This is a genomic window from Spongisporangium articulatum (assembly GCF_044465595.1).
GTDB classification, from domain to species: Bacteria; Actinomycetota; Actinomycetes; order Actinomycetales; family Kineosporiaceae; genus Spongisporangium; species Spongisporangium articulatum.
In genome coordinates this window covers 421,031-438,041 of sequence record NZ_JBITLV010000005.1, presented here as the reverse complement: position 1 = coordinate 438,041, position 17,011 = coordinate 421,031, and the positions used below count along the sequence as shown (strand labels likewise).

The window sequence follows — 17,011 nt, the reverse complement described above, 5'->3', positions numbered from 1 at the left end:
GGTAAGGCACGCGAGAGGATGCTCAGCATGACGGCCGTGGACGAGACCCGGGCGGGGCAACGGGCGATGCGGCGGGCGGTCGAGCTGGCCGCCCGCGGGGCGGGCACGGTGCTGCCGAACCCGGTGGTGGGCTGCGTGATCACCGCCGGCGACGGCACCGTGGTCGGCGAGGGCTGGCACGAGCGGGCGGGCGGCCCGCACGCGGAGGTCAACGCGCTGGCCCAGGCGGGGGACCGGGCCCGGGGCGCCACCGCCTACGTCACGCTCGAACCCTGCAACCACACCGGCCGCACGGGGCCCTGCACCGAGGCACTGATCGAGGCGGGGGTGGGCCGGGTGGTGGCCGCCGTGCGCGACCCCTGGGCCCCCGCCGCCGGTGGGCTCGAGCGCCTGGCCGCCGCGGGCGTCGTCACCGAGGCCGGCCTGCTGGCGGCGGAGGCCGAGGGGGTCAACGAGGTCTGGCTGACCGCCACCCGGTTGCGCCGCCCCTTCGTGACGTGGAAGTTCGCCGCCACCCTCGACGGCCGCAGCGCCGCCGCCGACGGCACCAGCCGGTGGATCACCGGCGAGGCGGCCCGCCGCGACGTGCACCGGCTGCGTGCGCAGGTCGACACGATGCTGGTCGGGGTGGGCACCGTGCTCGCCGACGACCCGGCCCTCACCGCGCGGGACGACGCGGGCGGGCTGCTCGAGCGGCAGCCGTTGCGCGTCGTGGCCGACACCCACGGCCGGACGCCGCCGCTCGCCCGGGTGCGCGACGGCCAGGCCCCGCACTGGGTCGCCACCGCGGCGGAGCTCGGGCGGGACGACGCCGGTCACCTCGATCTCGCCGCTCTCCTGGGTGCGCTGTACGAGCGCGACCGGCGGCACGTGATGCTCGAGGGCGGGCCGACGCTGGCGGGCGCGATGATCGCGCAGGGGCTGGTCGACCGGGTCGTGGCCTACCTGGCCCCGGCCCTGCTGGGCGACGGCCCGAACGCGCTGGCCGGCGCCGGCGTCACGACGATCGGCGAGGCGGTTCGGTTGCGGCCACGAGAGGTTGTCCAGCTCGGCGACGACGTCCGCGTGACCGCCGTACCGGAGGCTCGTCGACCAGCCAGCGGGCCAGCTTCCCGCCCGTAGACACGGCCTTCAGCCGGGCCTCGGTCCGGTCGCGGACGGCGGTCGTGGTCACCACGATCAGTGAGTCCTCGTGCCGCAGCATCGTGCGCTGGGTCGGGACCAGCGCCTCCCCGTCGCGCAGCACGAGGGTCACGTTCGCGCCGACCGGCAGCCGCAGCTCGAAGATCTCCACGCCGTGCAACCGCGACTCCGGGCCGACGTGGACCTGCAGCACCTCGGCGCCGTGGGCGCCCAGCGGCGAGCTCTCGACGTCCAGCCCCACCGCCCGCACCCGTTCGGTCAGCCCGAGCCACTTGGCCACCAGCGGCAGCGTCGGCGCCTGGACCAGCGTGAAGATCACGACCAGGACGAACACCAGGTCGAAGGCCTTGCCGCTCGGGTCGACCCCGGCCGCGATCGGGATGGTGGTCAGGACGACGGGCACGGCACCGCGCAACCCCGCCCAGGACAGGAACACCTGGTCGCGCAGGGACACCCCGAACCAGCTGACCGAGGCCAGCACGGACAGCGGCCGGGCCACCAGCAGCAGGACCAGGCCGATGACCAGCGCCGGCCCCAGCTGTTCGGGCAGCCGGGCCGGGTCGGCCAGCAGGCCGAGCAGGACGAACAGGCCGATCTGCGCGATCCAGCCCAGCCCCTCGGCGAACCCGCGGACGGCGGCGCCGTGCGGCAGCCGGGCGTTGCCCAGCACCAGCGAGGCCAGGTACACGGCGATGAACCCCGAACCGTGCAGCTGGGTGGCGGCCCCGTACGCGCCGACGGCCAGGCCGAGCACGGCGATCGGGTAGAGACCGGCCGCGGGCAGCGCGATGCCGCGCATCATCCGGCCGCCGAGCCAGCCGACGCCCAGTCCGATCGCCGACCCGACGACCAGTTCGACCACGGCCTCCAGCAGGAGCCCGTGGACCGAGTAGTGCCCGCCGTGCGCGACCTCGGTCAGCGCGATCACGATGATCACGACCGGCGCGTCGTTGAAGCCCGACTCCGCCTCGAGCATGCCGACCAGCCGCCCAGGCAGCGGCACCCGGCGCAGCACCGAGAAGACGGCCGCCGCGTCGGTGGACGAGATCGCGGCGCCCAGCAGCAGGGCCTCGGGCCAGTCCTGCCCCAGGACGACGTGCGCGGCCGAACCCGCGACGGCCACCGAGACGGCCGTACCCAGGGTGGCGAGCAGGGCGGCGGGTGCGACCGAGGCGCGGACCGTCGTCCACCGGGTCGTGAGCCCGCCCTCGGCGAGGATCAGCACGAGCGCGGCGTAGCCGAGCGCGGCGGTGAGGTCGACGTCGTCGAACTGCACGCCCAGCCCGCGCTCGCCGATGCCGAGCCCGAGGGCCAGGTAGAGCAGGAGGGAGGGAAAGCCGCTGCCGACGGAGACCCGCACGGCGGCGACGGCGGCGAGCAGGACGACGGGGCCCGCGAGCAGCGCGATGTTGAGCTGCTCGACCGTCAACCGTCACCTCTCCCGCACGTCAGACTGTGAATCTTATCGTTCCCCTAACGGTCGACCGGACGTGCACGCCCGAGTGGCTAGAGTCTCCCGCGTGACTCGTCGCCGGGCTGTCCGTGTCACCGCCCTGGTCGCGGTGGCGGTCGTCGTGGCCGCGGTCCTGGTCGTCGGCGGGGGTGCGCTGGTCCTCGTCCGGCGGCCGCTGCCCGACCGCGGCGGCGACGTGAAGCTGCCCGGGATGACGGGCACGGCCACCGTGTACCGCGACGCGCGCGGCGTCCCGCAGGTGTACGCGAGCAACCCGCAGGACCTGTTCCGCGTGCAGGGCTACGTGCAGGCCGAGGACCGGTTCTTCGAGATGGACCTGCGCCGGCACGTCACCGCGGGCCGGCTCAGCGAGTTGGTCGGCAGGAACGACGACGCGCTCAGGGCGGACGCGCTGATCCGGACGATGGGCTGGCGGGACGTCGCCGAGCAGGAGCTGGCCAAGCTGCCGGCCACCACCCGCGGCTACCTGCAGGCGTACTCGGACGGCGTGAACGCCTACATCAAGGACCGCTCGCCGTCGGAGCTGTCGGTCAGCTACACGGTGCTGGCGCGGGCCAACGACCTGGAACCGATCGAGGCCTGGACGCCGCTGGACTCCGTGTCCTGGTTGAAGGCGATGGCCTGGGACCTGCGTAGCAACTACGACGAGGAACTGGCCCGGGCCCGCGCCGTCTCCACCGTGCGGGACATCAAGCGGGTCAACCAGCTGTTCCCCGCGTACGACTACGCGCAGCACTCGCCGATCATCCAGACCGCGGGCTCCGCGGGGACGTCGAGCGGGACCGCGCAGCTGTCGTCGTCCCTCGCCAACCCCGCGCTGGCCGGCCCGACCCTGGCGAGCCACCCCCCGACCTCACCGGCCGAGCCGGCGGACACCTCGGAGTGGAAGACGTCCTCGCTCGAGGACGCCGGGGTGCAGCGGGCGTTCGCCGCCGCGGACGCCGCGGTCGACGCGATCCCTGACCTGCTCGGCGCGAACAGTGACGGGATCGGCTCGAACTCGTGGGTCGTCGGCGGTGCGCTGACCTCGACGGGGCTGCCGCTGCTGGCCAACGACCCGCACCTGGCCACATCGATGCCGGGGGTCTGGGTGCAGGTCGGCCTGCACTGCACCACGGTGACCACGTCCTGTCCGTTCGACGTATCGGGGTACACGTTCGCCGGGCTGCCCGGGGTCGTCATCGGTCACAACGACCGGATCGCCTGGGGGATGACCAATCTCGCGCCGGACGTCACCGACTTCTACCTGGAGAAGGTCACCGGCAACTCGGTCGAGTACGACGGCAAGCTCGAACCGATGAGCGTGCACCAGGAGCAGATCAAGGTGGCCGGCGGCGACCCGGTGACCATCACGGTGCGCAGGACGCGGCACGGGCCGCTGCTGTCCGACGTCCTGACCAGTCTCGGTGACGCGGGGCGGTCCGCGCCCGTGCCCGGGGAGGACGACGACCGGAACACCGACTACGCGGTGAGCCTGGCCTGGACGGCGCTCACGCCGGGGACGTCGATGGAGGGGCTGTTCGCGGTCGACGTCGCGCACGACTTCACCAGCTTCCGCGCCGCCGTCCTGAAACTGCAGGCGCCCGGCCAGAACTTCGTCTACGGCGACGTGGACGGGCACATCGGCTACCAGTCGACCGGCACCGTGCCGGTGCGCGGGCCCGGTCGCGCGTCGTCCACGGTGCCCGTCGACGGCACCTGGCCGCACCCGGGCTGGGACTCCGCCTACGACTGGACCGGCACCGTGCCCGCCAAGAACATGCCGTGGGAGGAGGACCCGCCGCAGAACTACATCGTGGCGGCCAACCAGGCGGTGACCGGCCCGGACGGGACGCCGGTGCTGACCAAGGACTGGGACTACGGCTACCGGTCGCAGCGGATCGAGGACCTGCTGACCACGGCGGCCAAGCGCAGCCCGGGTGGCCTGACCGTGGCGGACATGCAGGCGGTCCAGGGCGACACCCGCAACGGGATCGCCGCCGTGCTCGTGCCGCTCCTGCTGAAGATCAAGGTGACGGACCCCTTCTACCGTGAGGCCGTCGATCTGCTGAAGGGCTGGGACTACACCCAGCCCACGGATTCCGCGGCCGCCGCCTACTTCAACGTGGTCTGGACGAACATCCTCGACCTGGCCTTCGCCGACGAGTTGCCCGAGGGGTTCCGGCCGGACGGCGGGGACCGCTGGTTCGCGGTCGTCTCCTCGTTACTCGACAACCCGCGCAACCAGTGGTGGGACGACCGTAAGACGCCCGACGTCACCGAGACCCGCGACGAGGTGCTGCGCCGGTCCCTGGTGGAGGCCCGGCTGGAGCTGACGGCGACGCTGGGCAAGGAGCCGAAACGGTGGCAGTGGGGGCGGCTGCACCGGCTGGAGCTGAAGCAGACGCCGTTGGGTGCGGACGGGACGCCGGGCCTGCTGCAGAAGCTGGTCAACCGCGGGCCCTACGAGGCGCCGGGCGGGTCGTCGATCGTCGACGCCTTCGCCTGGGACGCGTCGTCCGGCACGTTCGACGTGGTGGCCGCGCCATCGATGCGGATGGTCGTCGACCTGGACAACTTCGACCACTCCCGGTGGGTGAACCAGACGGGCGAGTCGGGTCACCCGGGCGACAAGCACTACGACGACCAGATCGAGACCTGGCTCGCCAACAAGGATTTCGCGTGGCCGGCGAGCCAGCAGGCGGTGCAGGAGGCCAGCCGCGAGGAACAGCGGTTCAGCAAGGGCTGAGCCGCCGGACTACTGCAGGTACAACCAGCGGGTGGGCGTGATCACGGCCTGCACCGGATGGTCGTGCGCCTCCCGGGCGACCGGCGTCGTGGTGGCGTCGAGCAGCTCGTCGTCGTGGATCAGGGCGGCCACCAGTGCGCCCCGGGCCGCGTGCGCCAGGGCCCGGTCGTAGTAGCCCCGCCCGCGCCCGAGCCGGGTCCCGCTGGTGTCGACGGCCTGGGCGGGCACGATGACGACGTCCGCCGCGCCCAGCCCCTCCGGCCCCAGCCGCGGGCCGGAGGGTTCGGCGATCGAGCGCACGCTGTTCACCACGGCGGCGGTGGCCAGCCGCCCGTCGTCCTCGGCCCAGTCGAGCGTGGTCGCGTCGGCGATCACGGGCAGCAGCACGCGGGTGCCGCGCCGGCGCAGCTCGTGGCGCAGCAGGACGGTGTCGGGTTCGTCGCTCATCGAGGCGTACAGCGCGACGCAGGTCGCGGCCCGCAGCCGGGGCAGCTCGAGCGCCACCGCGGTCAGCCGCCGGGCCAGCGCGGCCTGTTCGTCGGCGGTGCGGCGGCTGCGCTGGGCCTGCACGGTCCGGCGCAACGCGAGCTTGCTCGGTGTCAGCTCCGAGTCGGACATTCACGCTACTCTCGGTGTGTAACCGGATACATATGGTTGTCTTCTCTGGTCCGTCGACTGTGGCAGCCCGGGGAGAACGACGGCAAGACCACCGCAAGATCCACGGAAGGAGGCCGCGGGCCGTGCAGAGCGTCGTGCAGAGGGTGAAGTGGGTCGTGGCCGCCGCGATCGTCGTGCCCCTGGTGCTGGCCGCGCTCGCGGTCGGCGTGCTCGGCCCGCGCGCGGCCCGCGACGCCGCGCAGGCGACCGCCCGCCGCGACGCCGACGCGGCCGTCCTGGCCCTGCGGACCAAGTGCGAGGCGGTCGGTGACGCGGTGACCGCGCTGGCCCGCGAGGTGGCCGCCTACGCCACCGCCTACGACGGTGTGAACCAGCTCGGCGCGGACGCCGCCGCCCAGCGCGCCGCCGCCCGCCGCCCCGACAGCGCGGTCGCGGTCTTCGACACCGACGGCACCGAACCCGTCTCCGTCGCCGGAGCCGCGGCCGGCCGGGCCCCCGCCGCGGCGGCCGGCTACGGCGGCTCGTGCTCCCTCGGCCGCGCCGGCCAGCCCGGCAAGCCGTTCGGCCTGACCGAGTCGGCCCCCGTGAACACCGCCGACGACGGCCTGGTCGGCAGCGTCACGGTCTGGGTGCCGCTGGACGACGCGGCGCTGCGGGCACTGCGCTCCGGTATCGGCTCCAGCGGCTCGCTCTCCCTGCTGGACAAGGGTTCCCGGGCCGTCGGAGTCCGCTCCGGGACGGCCTTCGCGGTCCGCCCGCCTGCCGCCGGGGTGCCCTACGCCGTGCGCGCGCAGGACCCGGTCCCCGACCGGCACACCACGGCGCTCGTCCTCGGCCTCCTGGCCCTGGCGCTGCTCGGCGGCACCCTGCCGCTGCTCCTGCGCCGGTCCCGCCGGGGCGACGAGCCCGAGGTCGCGTTGCGCCGGCTGGAACAGCAGGAGGCCGAACTCGCGGCCAGCTTCGACCGGTTCTCACTGGCCCTGGCCAGCACCCACGACCTCGACGGACTGCTCGACACCGTCACCTCGGCGTCCCTGCACGGCACCCGCTCGGCGGCGGCCCTGATCCTGCTGGCCGAGCACCCCGGCGACACGGTCGCCCTGCCGGACGCCGCCACGCTGGTCGAGCGCGGACGTTGCGTCGCAGGGGGAGGAGGCCAGGCTCTGGCCGACGGGTTGGTGCCCTTCGCCACCGCCGCCTACGCCGCCCCGCAGTTCGAGACCGTCGACGTCCAGGAGCTGTCGCTCGCCGACGAGCCCCACGCGGCGGTCGCGGTGCCGCTGCGTGCGGCCGGTGAGCTGGTCGGCGTCCTGGCGCTGGCCCGCCCCGGCCGGGACGGCGGATTCGACGCCCGCGCGCTCGAACGGGTCCGGGCCCTGGCCGAGCACGCGGGGACGGCGATCGCCAACGTGCGCCAGCACGAGGAGGCCCGGCGGCTGTCGGTGACCGACCCCCTGACCGGTGTCGGCAACGTCCGCCTGCTGTCGACCACGCTGTCCCGCGAGGTCGAGCGGGCCACCCGGTTCGACCGCGCACTCACCGTCCTCATGCTCGACCTCGACCACTTCAAGCAGGTCAACGACACCCTCGGGCACGCGTTCGGCGACGCCGTGCTGCGCGAGATCGCGCACCGGCTGCAGCGCTGCGTGCGCGAGGTCGACACCGTGACCCGCTACGGCGGGGAGGAGTTCGCCGTCGTCCTGCCCGAGACCGACACCGACGGCGGGTGCCGGGTCGCGGCCCGGGTGCTGAGCGCCGTCCGGGACGAACCCGTGCGGGTCGGCGACGTGACCCGCCCGGTCACGGTCTCGATCGGGGTGGCCTCGTTCCCGCGGCAGGGCCGCACCGCGGCCGAGGTGCTGGAGGCGGCCGACGCCGCGCTCTACGTGGCCAAGCGCGAGGGCCGCAACCGTTGGGTGGCGGCCGACGCCGTCCCGCCGTCCGCCGCCGGTACGGGGTCGGCCTCCGTGCCCCCCGCGCGCAGATCACACGACACCGACCTGACCACTGGGCCGAGCGGAGTGCCCCAAGCTGGGTAACCTCACTGACATGACCTCCTCGGACATCGCCGCCGACCTCGCCGCCCTGGCCGGGCTCAACCCGGCCGGCGCCGGCGAGGCGGGCCCCCCGGTCACCAAGGCCGTGATCCCGGCCGCCGGGCTGGGCACCCGCTTCCTGCCCGCCACGAAGGCCACGCCGAAGGAGATGCTGCCGGTCGTCGACCGCCCGGCCATCCAGTACGTGGTCGAGGAGGCGGTGCGGGCCGGGCTGGACGACGTCCTGATGATCACCGGCCGGAACAAGCAGTCTCTGGAGAACCACTTCGACCGGGCCTGGGAGCTCGAGGCCGCACTCGAGGCCAAGGGTGACCGGCACCGGCTCGAGAAGGTGCAGGAGAGCAACGTTCTCGCCGACCTGCACTACACCCGGCAGGGCGACCCGCGCGGCCTCGGGCACGCCGTGCTGTGCGGGGCCCTGCACGTCGGTCGGCACCCGTTCGCGGTGCTGCTCGGCGACGACCTCATCGACGAGCGCGACGAGCTGCTGACCCGGATGATCGGCGTCCAGCGGGTCACCGGTGGCAGCGTCGTCGCGCTGATGGAGGTCGACCCCTCGCAGGTGCACATGTACGGGTGCGCGGCGATCGAGCGCACCTCCGTCGACGACGTCGTGCGGATCACCGGCATGGTCGAGAAGCCCGACCCGGCCGACGCGCCCAGCAACCTGGCCGTGATCGGCCGGTACGTGCTGCACCCCCGGGTCTTCGACGTGCTGAAGGAGACGAAGCCCGGCCGGGGCAACGAGATCCAGCTGACGGACGCGCTGCAGGAGCTCGCGCAGGTGCCGCAGGAGGTCGGCGGCGGCATGTTCGGCGTCGTGTTCTCGGGCCGCCGCTACGACACCGGCGACCGGCTCGACTACCTGAAGGCCGTCGTCCAGCTGGCCGCCGAGCGCGAGGACCTCGGGCCCGACCTGCGCAAGTGGTTGCGCGACTTCGTGCCCGGCCTGCCCGACTGACCGTGGTGCAGCCGGGTATGCAGTCGGTCGACGCTCACCTCGAGCAGTGCCTGGCGGCGCTGATGCCGCCGGCCCCGCACGCGCTGCCGCTGCTCGAGGCGGCCGGTTGCGTGCTGGCCGAGGACGTCGAGTCCCCGCTCGACATACCGCTCTTCGACAACTCGTCGATGGACGGGTACGCCGTGCGGCTGGCCGATCTCGGCACCCTGCCGGTGGTTCTGCCGGTGGACGGCGACCTGCCCGCGGGCGCCTCGGCCGCATCGGCGCTGGCGCCGGGGACCGCCGTGCGCATCATGACCGGCGCGCCGGTGCCGGCCGGTGCCGAGGCGATCGTCCCCGTGGAGTGGACCGACCCGGGCGTCGATCACGTGGTGGTGCACCGGGCGCCCACCCCGGGCCAGTACGTCCGGCTGCGCGGGGACGACGTGAGCGCGGGTCAGGTGGTGCTGCGCGCCGGGGCCCGGCTCACCTCCTCGCAGGTCGCGCTGCTGGCCTCCGTGGGCCGCGACCGGGTGCGGGTGCACCCGCGGCCGCGGGTCGTCGTCCTGCCCAGCGGTGATGAACTGGTGCCTCCGGGAAAGCCGTTGGGGCCCGGGCAGATCCACGACTCGAACGGGTACGGGCTGGTCGCCGCGGCCCGGTCGGCCGGCGCCGAGGCCGAGCACGGCGGCATCGTCACGGACTCGGCCCCCGCCGTCCTCGAGGCTCTGCGTTCGGCCGCCGCCCGGGCCGACCTGCTCATCACCAGCGGTGGCGTCTCGGCCGGCGCGTACGACGTGGTCAAGGAGGTCCTGTCGGGCCTGGGCACCGTCTCGTTCCAGAAGGTGGGGATGCAGCCGGGCATGCCGCAGGGCTTCGGAACCGTGGACGGCACACCGATCTTCACGCTGCCCGGCAACCCGGTCAGCTCGCTCGTCTCGTTCGAGCTGTTCGTCCGGCCGGCGCTGCAGGTGCTGTCGGGCGGGGTGCCCCGGCGCCGGGTCGTGACGGCTCGGGCGGCCGGCGCGTGGTCGTCGCCGGCCGGGAAGCGGCAGTTCACCCGCGGCGTGCTGAGTGCCGACGGCGCGCACGGGTACTCGGTGACCCCGGTGGGCGGGCCGGGCTCGCACCTGCTGGCCTCGCTGGCGTCGGCCGACTGCCTCGCCGTGGTGCCCGAGGACGTCACGTCCGTCGAACTCGGTGACGAGCTGGAGTGTTACCTCCTCGAGGGTTCCGATGTCTGAGTTCACGCACCTGGACGCGACCGGGGCGGCCCACATGGTGGACGTGTCGGCGAAACCGGTCACGGCGCGCGAGGCGTCGGCGGCGGGCTTCGTGACCTGCGCGCCCGCGACCGTGGCGTTGCTGCGCTCCGGCGACGTGCCCAAGGGGGACGCGCTGGCGGTGGCCCGGATCGCCGGGCTGCAGGCCGCCAAGAAGACCCCCGACCTCGTGCCGCTCGCGCACCCCGTCGCCGTGCACGCGGCCGCCGTCGACCTCACCGTGTCCGATGCGGGCGTGGCGATCACCGCGACGGTGCGCACCGCCGACCGGACGGGCGTGGAGATGGAGGCGCTGACCTGCGTGGCGGTCGCCGGGCTCGCGCTGATCGACATGATCAAGGGCGTCGATCGGCTCGCGGCGCTCACCGACGTCCGGGTGACGGCCAAGAGCGGCGGCCGGTCGGGGGACTGGACCCGTGACTGAACCGGCTGCGACACCGGCTGAACCCGTGGGCCGGGCGTTGGTGATCACCTCGTCCACCCGCGCGGCGGCGGGCGTCTACCCCGACCGGGGCGGGCCGATCCTGGCCGCGGGGCTGGCCGACCTGGGCTTCACGGTGGACGGTCCGGTCGTCGTCGCGGACGGTGAACCCTTCGCCGAGGCATTGCGCGCGGGCGTCGCGGCAGGGTACGACGTCATACTGACCACGGGCGGCACCGGACTGTCGCCCACCGACTCGACCCCGGAGGCGACCGCAGCAGTGCTCGATCGACCGGTTCCGGGGCTGGCTGACGCCGTCCGGCAGCGTGGCCTCGCCGCGGGAGTCCCGACGGCGGCGCTGTCGCGCGGGCTCGCCGGGGTCGCCGGGTCGTCGCTGATCGTGAACCTGCCCGGGTCGACGGGCGGCTGCCGGGACGGGATGTCCGTGCTGCGTGATGTTCTCGTGCATGCCGTGGCCCAGCTGCGCGGGGTCGACCATGGTTGAGGTCGGCATCGGCGCGGGGTGGCCGGTGGAGCTGCGCGACGGCCCGATGACGCTGCGGCCCCTCGCGCGCCGGGACGGTCGGCCCTGGGCGTCGATCCGCTCGGCCAACGTCGACTGGCTGGCGCCCTGGGAGGCCACCCACCCGGAGGGTGTCGGGCGCTCCCTGACCTTCGGCGCGATGCTGCGCGGCTTCGACCGGGAGGCCCGCGCCGGGCGCATGCTGCCGCTGGCCATCGACGTCGACGGCCGCCTCGTCGGCCAGGTGACGGTGAGCGGAATCGTCTGGGGCTCACTGCGTTCCGGCCAGATCGGGTACTGGATCGACCGGGCCGCGGCCGGGCACGGCTACACCCCGAACGCCGTCGCGATGATGGTCGACCACTGTTTCTTCGGGCTGGGCATGCACCGGCTCGAGGTGAACATCCGGCCCGAGAACACCGCGTCGTTGCGGGTGGTGGAGAAGCTCGGGTTCCGGCCCGAGGGCATCCGGCGGAAGTACCTGCACATCGACGGCGCCTGGCGCGACCACGCCACGTTCGCACTGACTCCCGAGGACGTGCCCGGCGGACTGCTCACGCGCTGGAGACGGGCCCAGAGGGTGATCGCCACGCGGGGAAATCCGGACTCTGCTTGAGTTGTACGTGACTCGTACGCTGCGTGGTCACAATCGTTACGTACGACCCTGGGGCGACACGCCGTGAACGGTGCGTGATCGGTTCCGCCGCTGCTCATACCGTTTACCGTGTGGAGCCGAGCAGCCTTGCCCTGATCGCCATCGTGGGGGTGTGGGCTGCCTATCTCGTGCCGCATTGGGTCCGCCGGCGGGATGTCCTGGCCGACTCGCGCACGGGCGACCGTGACTCCGCGCGCCTGCGGCTGCTCTCGCCTCGCCGCCGAACCGCGCGCCGACCGCACCGGTCCGGCGGTCCGGTGCTCGCCTCGCCGAAGCTCGTCGTCGACACCGACGGGCAGCTGCTGTTCATCCCCGGTGAGCGGCCGCACCTGTCCCGCGCCGCGCGGACGGCGGCCAGCACCTCGCGGGTCTCGCCCGCAGCGACCGCGGTGGTCGAGAAGGCCGAGCCGCCCGCCGTCGACGAGACGCCGGCACCCGTCGAGGCGCCGGCCACGACACCCGTCGTGGAGCGGCCCAAGCCCGAGGCGCTGCCGGTGGCGGCCCGTCCCGCCGCGGCGGCCGCTGAACTGCACTTCGCCATGGCTTCCTCGCACCGCGCCGCCGGTCGCCGGGTCCGCGTGCTCGGCCTCCTCGCTGCGGTCACGGCCGTGGCCGGGTCGCTCTCGCTGACCGGGTACGCGCCGTCCTGGGCCGCCGCCCCCGTGGGGGTGCTCCTCGCCCTGCACCTGATCGCCGGGCGGGTCGCCGCCGTGCGCAGCCACGAGCACATCACCCTGCTGGCCGAGCGCGTCCGCACCGCCGAGGCCCTCGCCGCCCGCCCCTCGCGGGTCCCCGCCAAGCGCCCCGCGGCCAAGCCTGCGGCCGCAACCAAGCCGGCTGTCCGTCGTCCCGCCGCGGCCGCCGCCACCGGCACGTGGGACCCGGTGCCCGTGCCGCCGCCCACCTACACGCTCAAGCCCGCCGTCCGGCGTCCGCTGCCCGCCCCCTACGAGGCCCCGGCGGCCCCCGCCGCGTCCGCCGCGTCCGCCTCGGCCCGGGGCTCGCTGCCGCGCACCGCCGCCGACATCGAGCGCATCCTCGCCATGGAGGAGCCGCGCCGGGTGGTCAACGGCTGAAGCAAGATCGCCGTCGCTGCCGCATCTCAACGAGTTTCACTCGGTCGAATCCGGCACTACCGCCGATCAGCGAGCCGATTCGGTTGCGGTGGAGGGTCGATGGTAGATTCGTCGGGCTTCAAGGGGCTGTAGCGCAGCTGGTAGCGCACCTCGTTCGCAACGAGGGGGTCAGGGGTTCGAGTCCCCTCAGCTCCACAAACTTCCACCGCAGGTCAGGGCCGGTTCCGACGGTCCTGACCTGCGGTGGTTTGGCGGAATCACTCGTCGTTCGTCAGCGGATCGTCAGCGAAAGCATCCCGGACCCGCTCATCGGCCTGCCCCGACTGGTGGGTGTAGAGCGCGAGAGTGGTGCTCGGGTTCTCGTGGCCCATGACCCGCTGGACGTCGTTGACGGGCAGCCCACGGGAGACCAGCCACGTGGCGTAGGAGTGCCGCAGGTCGTGGAACCTGAGCCCTCCGTCGGCTTCCCGGACGACGTGAGCCACGGCCTGCCGCTCGCTCGGGAACGAAGCGGTCCCGGTGCTGCCGTCGGCGCGCGGCCAGGCGGCTGACCAGCTCTCCGCCGTGCCGGTCTGCTCGACGCGGCCGAGGAGCCCGGCCCTCACGAGCGCGGGCCGCCAGGTTCGGCGTCGGAACATCGACCGACGCAGTGGCCCCGCCGCTTGGTTGGTGAACACCTCACCTCCGGGTCCAGGCGGATAAGCGGTCTGGTGCTCGACCAAGGCGTCATAGACGAACCCCGGAATCGGAACCGAACGCCGACCGGCACGGGATTTCGGGTACGGCTTGGCGGTGACGTGTCCGGATACTTCGATCATCACCCGGACCACGGAAATGGTTCGGGATTCCATGTCGATCGCTGACCACCGCAGGCCGAGGCATTCACCCCACCTGAGTCCTGTTCCTCCGGCGACAGCGACTAAGGCTCGATAACGGTGCGGGATTTCCGGAAGCAACGCATTTCGTAGAACGGTGGGGGTGATGATGCTTCCCTCATGGTCCTGCTTGCGGCGCTTGGGAATTCGCACCCCCTCACAGGGATTCTGTCCGATGATCCGGTCCCGAACCGCCGACCGTAGAACGCCGGACAACAAGCGCACGCATTCCGTGACGGTGGCCGGCGCCCGCTTGGTCGCCAATTCACCTGCCCATTGCTGCACGGAAGAGTGGTCGATCTTTCCGAGCGGTGTTTCCTGCCAACGCGGCAGGATGTGCGTACGCATCATGGAAAGGTCACGGTTTGCGGTGGTCATTTCGGTGGAACGTGCGCTCAGCCACTTTTCGGCATACGGGCCGAATAGCTGTCGACCGGCATGTGGGTCGACGTACAGGCCACGGTGAATGGCACTTTCGACCTGGGCGAGAAATCCTGCTGCCTCTTTCTTGGTGCGGAAGTTCTTGGCCTTCTGGCGGCCGGTGTCGTCGCGCCAGTTGGCCCGGAAGGTTCCGGCTGGCGTCTTGACGATGTGCCCCATCAGGCGCCCCGCCCGGTGTGCTTGTCGTCGTCCTCGGCCACCTCGAGAACCTTGATCGGCCGCCGCGCCAGGAACTCGCGCGCGATGTCCTCGAGGCTGGCCTCGGGCAGGTCGTTGAGCCAGGCGTGGAAGCGGGCCTTGGGGATGACCCACCGGGTGCCGATCTTCTTGGCCGGGATCTCGCCGTTCTGGACCATCGCGTAGGCGGCGCCCCGGGCGATCCGGAGCAGGTCCTTGACCTCTTCGACGGTGTACACGGCGCTGTTGTTGTTCATCGGGACGACGTTGGTCATTGCGGGTTCCTTTCGTTGGGGGAGTGAGGTTTTCGAGCTGACCGCTAGGCGGCCGGGAGCTGGTTGACGATGGCGTCGCAGGGCGGGCAGAGGCCGTAGGTCAGGAGCAGGGGGCCGCCCGCGATGGCGCCTGGGTGGAGGCGGTCGGACAGCTGGTGGCAGCGGTCGCAGATGTCGTCCTCGATCGGGTCGGGCATCAGGAGCTCGGGCACGCAGTCGGTGCACGTGATGAGGCCGGGTGCCCACACGGCGGCGTGGACGATGCGCGGGTGGTGGGCGTCGATGTGCGGGCAGTAGGTGGCCGTCCCGGCCCGGACGGCGGTGTAGACGTTGGCGAGCTGGGCGGCGACCCACAGCGGAGCGCGGCCTGAGCTGTAGGTGATGTGCGGGTCGGCGAGCGCGGCGTCTCGCAGGGCCTGGCTGGCCTGCCGGGCGGCGGCCTCGGCCTGGTCCTGGAGAGCGGTCGCGGTGGTGGCCTGGTCGTGGTGGCGCATCGTGGCGGGTCCTTTCCGGAGAGCGGCTGAAACAGTGGGGAGTGGGCGGGCGGTTGGGCCAGTCGGGCCAGTTGGGCCAGTTGGGCAGGGTCGCCAGAGAGGTGGCCTCCCTGGCCCGACTGCTGCGTCACGGAGGCGTCAGGTCACCCGCCGGGAGTCCTCGGGCGGCGCCTGCCGGGCCACGGTTGGGCCGTGCCCTGCCTCCGTGCCCAACTGGCCCGACTGGCCCAACTGGCCCGACTGGATGGGCTGGCCGGACGGCTCGGTGAGGGTGAGCTGACCGTCGCTGACCTCCGAACCCGCCCCGCCAACTCCCGGGTGTTTCAGCCATCGCCAGACCGCGCGGGCGGGGAACCCGGCGACGTCGGAGGCCAGGTCGCCGCGCTGCCCGGCCCGGTTGGCAGCACGCTTCAGCGTTCGTTCAGGGATGCCGTCGGCCTTGGCGGCCCTGATGACGTCGGCGCGGGCGGCCTGCCCGGCCTGGCCGAGGTAGTCGGCCAGCCAGGCGTCGGCCTCACCACCGTCGGAACGGCTGCCACCGGAGGCGGCGGGGTCGTTGGTCTCGGCGAGGATGTCGGCGACGTTGCGGGTCGTTTCGCCGGTGAAGGTGAGGCGGCCGACGTAGGCCGGCCCTTCGTCGGTGGCGACTTCGGCGGTCTCCACTCGGTAGGTCAGGGACGGTAGGTCGAGGCGGCCGAGGTTGTTCTTGGCCTGGGACAGGACGCATGTGCCGTCTTCGGCTTCGGGGTCGCGGGCCACGGCGATGACTGCGCGGGCCACGGCGGAGAACGCCCGGGAGCCGGTGATCAGGGTCAGCGGGTCGGCAGAGCTGGACTTGTTGAAGTGCGCCAGGCCGACGACGGCGCATCCGGTCGAGTCGGCCAGCCGGGCCAGCGGCTCCAGCGCCGACCTGAGCTTGTGGTCGTTGTGGGTGTCGATCGCGCCGTGGATGAGGGACAGCAGCGGGTCGGCCACGAGCAGCGCGACGCCGAGCCGGTGCATCTCGACGGCCAGGGCCTCGCAGTCGGTCGGCAGCGTCAAAGCGGTCTGTCCGGCGACGGTTTCGACCTCGGCCCGATACACCATGTCCAGGTCGGCACCGGCCGCGATAAGGCGGGGCGCGATGGTGTGCGCCCATGAGTCCTCGGTCGCGGCGTAGATGACTGCGCGGGGTCGGCCGAGGTGCGCGCCGGGCAGCTCGCCCCGGGTGATGCAGGCGGCCAGCCATGCCATGAGCAGGCTCTTACCGATGCCCTCCCGGCCGGGGACGACGGTGATCGATCCGGCCGGAATGCGTCCGTCCCAGAACCAGCGAACCGGCCGCAGCTTGACCGCGCTGGCCGGGGTCAACACCACCCGACGACCGGCCGCCACGTCCGCTCCGCTGTCCGGGGCGGTGGCCGAGTTTCTGTCCACCTCGTGACCGGCACGGGTGTCGGCTGTGTCGTGGTCGGCGTGGAGTCGGTCGAGCACGTCCCGGGCGTCCAGGGCGTGCAGGATGTCCGCTCCGGTTGGTGTGCCCGTGGGCAGGTTCGTGGTCCGGTCGCTCACGACCCGCAGCGGCGGAACCTGCGGCCCAGTCGCGTCTTTCGACGTCGCTGCCACGTCGGCTGCGACGGGTCCGGTCTCGGTCCTCATCGGGTCGTAACCTCCTTCGGCCGGGCCGCCTTGCGGCGCCCGCCCTGGTCCGTGGTCTGGTCCGTGGTCTGGTCCGCCGCGACGGCGGTCCGGTCTGGGGCGGCTCCCACCGGTGCGAGCTGCCCGGGCGGTCGGACTGGTGTGCGTTGCGCGGAGGCGGTGACCGAAAGGGCGGGTGCCGGGTGACGACGCG

14 protein-coding genes, 1 tRNA gene and 1 pseudogene are annotated in these 17,011 nt (G+C 73.0%); 10 read left to right on the top strand and 6 right to left on the bottom strand.

All coding sequences use genetic code 11. The features are described from left to right. Positions 1-27 precede the first annotated feature (27 nt). Positions 28-1,122: a bifunctional diaminohydroxyphosphoribosylaminopyrimidine deaminase/5-amino-6-(5-phosphoribosylamino)uracil reductase RibD gene (ribD, locus tag ACIB24_RS17140; RefSeq protein WP_398282838.1), complete on the top strand. Its 1,095-nt coding sequence runs from the start codon at positions 28-30 to the stop codon at positions 1,120-1,122. A gap of 28 nt (positions 1,123-1,150) precedes the next feature. On the opposite strand, the pseudogene ACIB24_RS17135 reads toward ribD, so the two are convergent. Then, a pseudogene (locus ACIB24_RS17135) lies at positions 1,151-2,572 on the bottom strand (potassium/proton antiporter); the annotation flags it as partial. Positions 2,573-2,663: 91 nt separating this feature from the next. Here ACIB24_RS17135 and ACIB24_RS17130 point away from each other — a divergent pair. Further along, the gene (locus ACIB24_RS17130) at positions 2,664-5,345 is read left to right on the top strand and encodes a penicillin acylase family protein (protein WP_398282836.1); all 2,682 of its coding nucleotides are present in this window, start codon (positions 2,664-2,666) and stop codon (positions 5,343-5,345) included. 9 nt (positions 5,346-5,354) lie between these two features. Here the strand turns inward: ACIB24_RS17130 and ACIB24_RS17125 are convergent, their stop codons facing one another. Further along, positions 5,355-5,963 (bottom strand): 5-formyltetrahydrofolate cyclo-ligase, encoded by a 609-nt coding sequence (locus ACIB24_RS17125; protein ID WP_398282834.1) that lies wholly within the window; start codon positions 5,961-5,963, stop codon positions 5,355-5,357. A gap of 122 nt (positions 5,964-6,085) precedes the next feature. On the opposite strand from ACIB24_RS17125, the gene ACIB24_RS17120 reads away from it, so the two are divergent. The 8 genes from ACIB24_RS17120 to ACIB24_RS17085 all read left to right on the top strand — a co-directional run bounded on the left by ACIB24_RS17120 (position 6,086) and on the right by ACIB24_RS17085 (position 13,113). Next, on the top strand, positions 6,086-8,002 hold the full coding sequence (locus ACIB24_RS17120) for a GGDEF domain-containing protein (protein ID WP_398282832.1): 1,917 nt from the start codon (positions 6,086-6,088) through the stop codon (positions 8,000-8,002). A gap of 10 nt (positions 8,003-8,012) precedes the next feature. Continuing rightward, the gene (galU, locus tag ACIB24_RS17115) at positions 8,013-8,981 is read left to right on the top strand and encodes a UTP--glucose-1-phosphate uridylyltransferase GalU (protein ID WP_398282830.1); all 969 of its coding nucleotides are present in this window, start codon (positions 8,013-8,015) and stop codon (positions 8,979-8,981) included. A gap of 17 nt (positions 8,982-8,998) precedes the next feature. Then, positions 8,999-10,204 carry a molybdotransferase-like divisome protein Glp gene (gene glp / locus ACIB24_RS17110; protein WP_398282828.1) on the top strand — a complete coding sequence of 402 codons (1,206 nt, stop codon included), beginning with the start codon at positions 8,999-9,001 and terminating at the stop codon, positions 10,202-10,204. Continuing rightward, on the top strand, positions 10,197-10,667 hold the full coding sequence (gene moaC / locus ACIB24_RS17105) for a cyclic pyranopterin monophosphate synthase MoaC (protein WP_398282826.1): 471 nt from the start codon (positions 10,197-10,199) through the stop codon (positions 10,665-10,667). Before glp ends, moaC begins: the two co-directional genes overlap by 8 nt. Further along, positions 10,660-11,169: a molybdenum cofactor biosynthesis protein B gene (locus ACIB24_RS17100; protein ID WP_398282824.1), complete on the top strand. Its 510-nt coding sequence runs from the start codon at positions 10,660-10,662 to the stop codon at positions 11,167-11,169. The genes moaC and ACIB24_RS17100 overlap by 8 nt, the downstream gene beginning before the upstream one ends. After that, positions 11,162-11,803: a GNAT family N-acetyltransferase gene (locus ACIB24_RS17095; protein WP_398282822.1), complete on the top strand. Its 642-nt coding sequence runs from the start codon at positions 11,162-11,164 to the stop codon at positions 11,801-11,803. The genes ACIB24_RS17100 and ACIB24_RS17095 overlap by 8 nt, the downstream gene beginning before the upstream one ends. A 110-nt stretch (positions 11,804-11,913) precedes the next feature. Continuing rightward, entirely contained in the window at positions 11,914-12,918 is a 1,005-nt protein-coding gene (locus ACIB24_RS17090) for a hypothetical protein (protein ID WP_398282820.1), read from the top strand. Positions 12,919-13,040: 122 nt separating this feature from the next. Further along, a tRNA-Ala gene (locus ACIB24_RS17085) sits at positions 13,041-13,113 on the top strand. Positions 13,114-13,175: 62 nt separating this feature from the next. Here ACIB24_RS17085 and ACIB24_RS17080 read toward each other — a convergent pair. The 4 genes from ACIB24_RS17080 to ACIB24_RS17065 form a co-directional block, all read right to left on the bottom strand. Next, positions 13,176-14,393, bottom strand: a complete 1,218-nt coding sequence (locus ACIB24_RS17080; protein ID WP_398282818.1) for a tyrosine-type recombinase/integrase — start codon at positions 14,391-14,393, stop codon at positions 13,176-13,178. Further along, positions 14,393-14,686 (bottom strand): helix-turn-helix domain-containing protein, encoded by a 294-nt coding sequence (locus tag ACIB24_RS17075; RefSeq protein WP_398282816.1) that lies wholly within the window; start codon positions 14,684-14,686, stop codon positions 14,393-14,395. The genes ACIB24_RS17080 and ACIB24_RS17075 overlap by 1 nt, the downstream gene beginning before the upstream one ends. Positions 14,687-14,730: 44 nt before the next feature. Then, positions 14,731-15,180: a hypothetical protein gene (locus ACIB24_RS17070; RefSeq protein WP_398282814.1), complete on the bottom strand. Its 450-nt coding sequence runs from the start codon at positions 15,178-15,180 to the stop codon at positions 14,731-14,733. Between the two features lie 138 nt (positions 15,181-15,318). Next, on the bottom strand, positions 15,319-16,731 hold the full coding sequence (locus ACIB24_RS17065) for an AAA family ATPase (RefSeq protein ID WP_398282812.1): 1,413 nt from the start codon (positions 16,729-16,731) through the stop codon (positions 15,319-15,321). Positions 16,732-17,011: the final 280 nt, after the last annotated feature.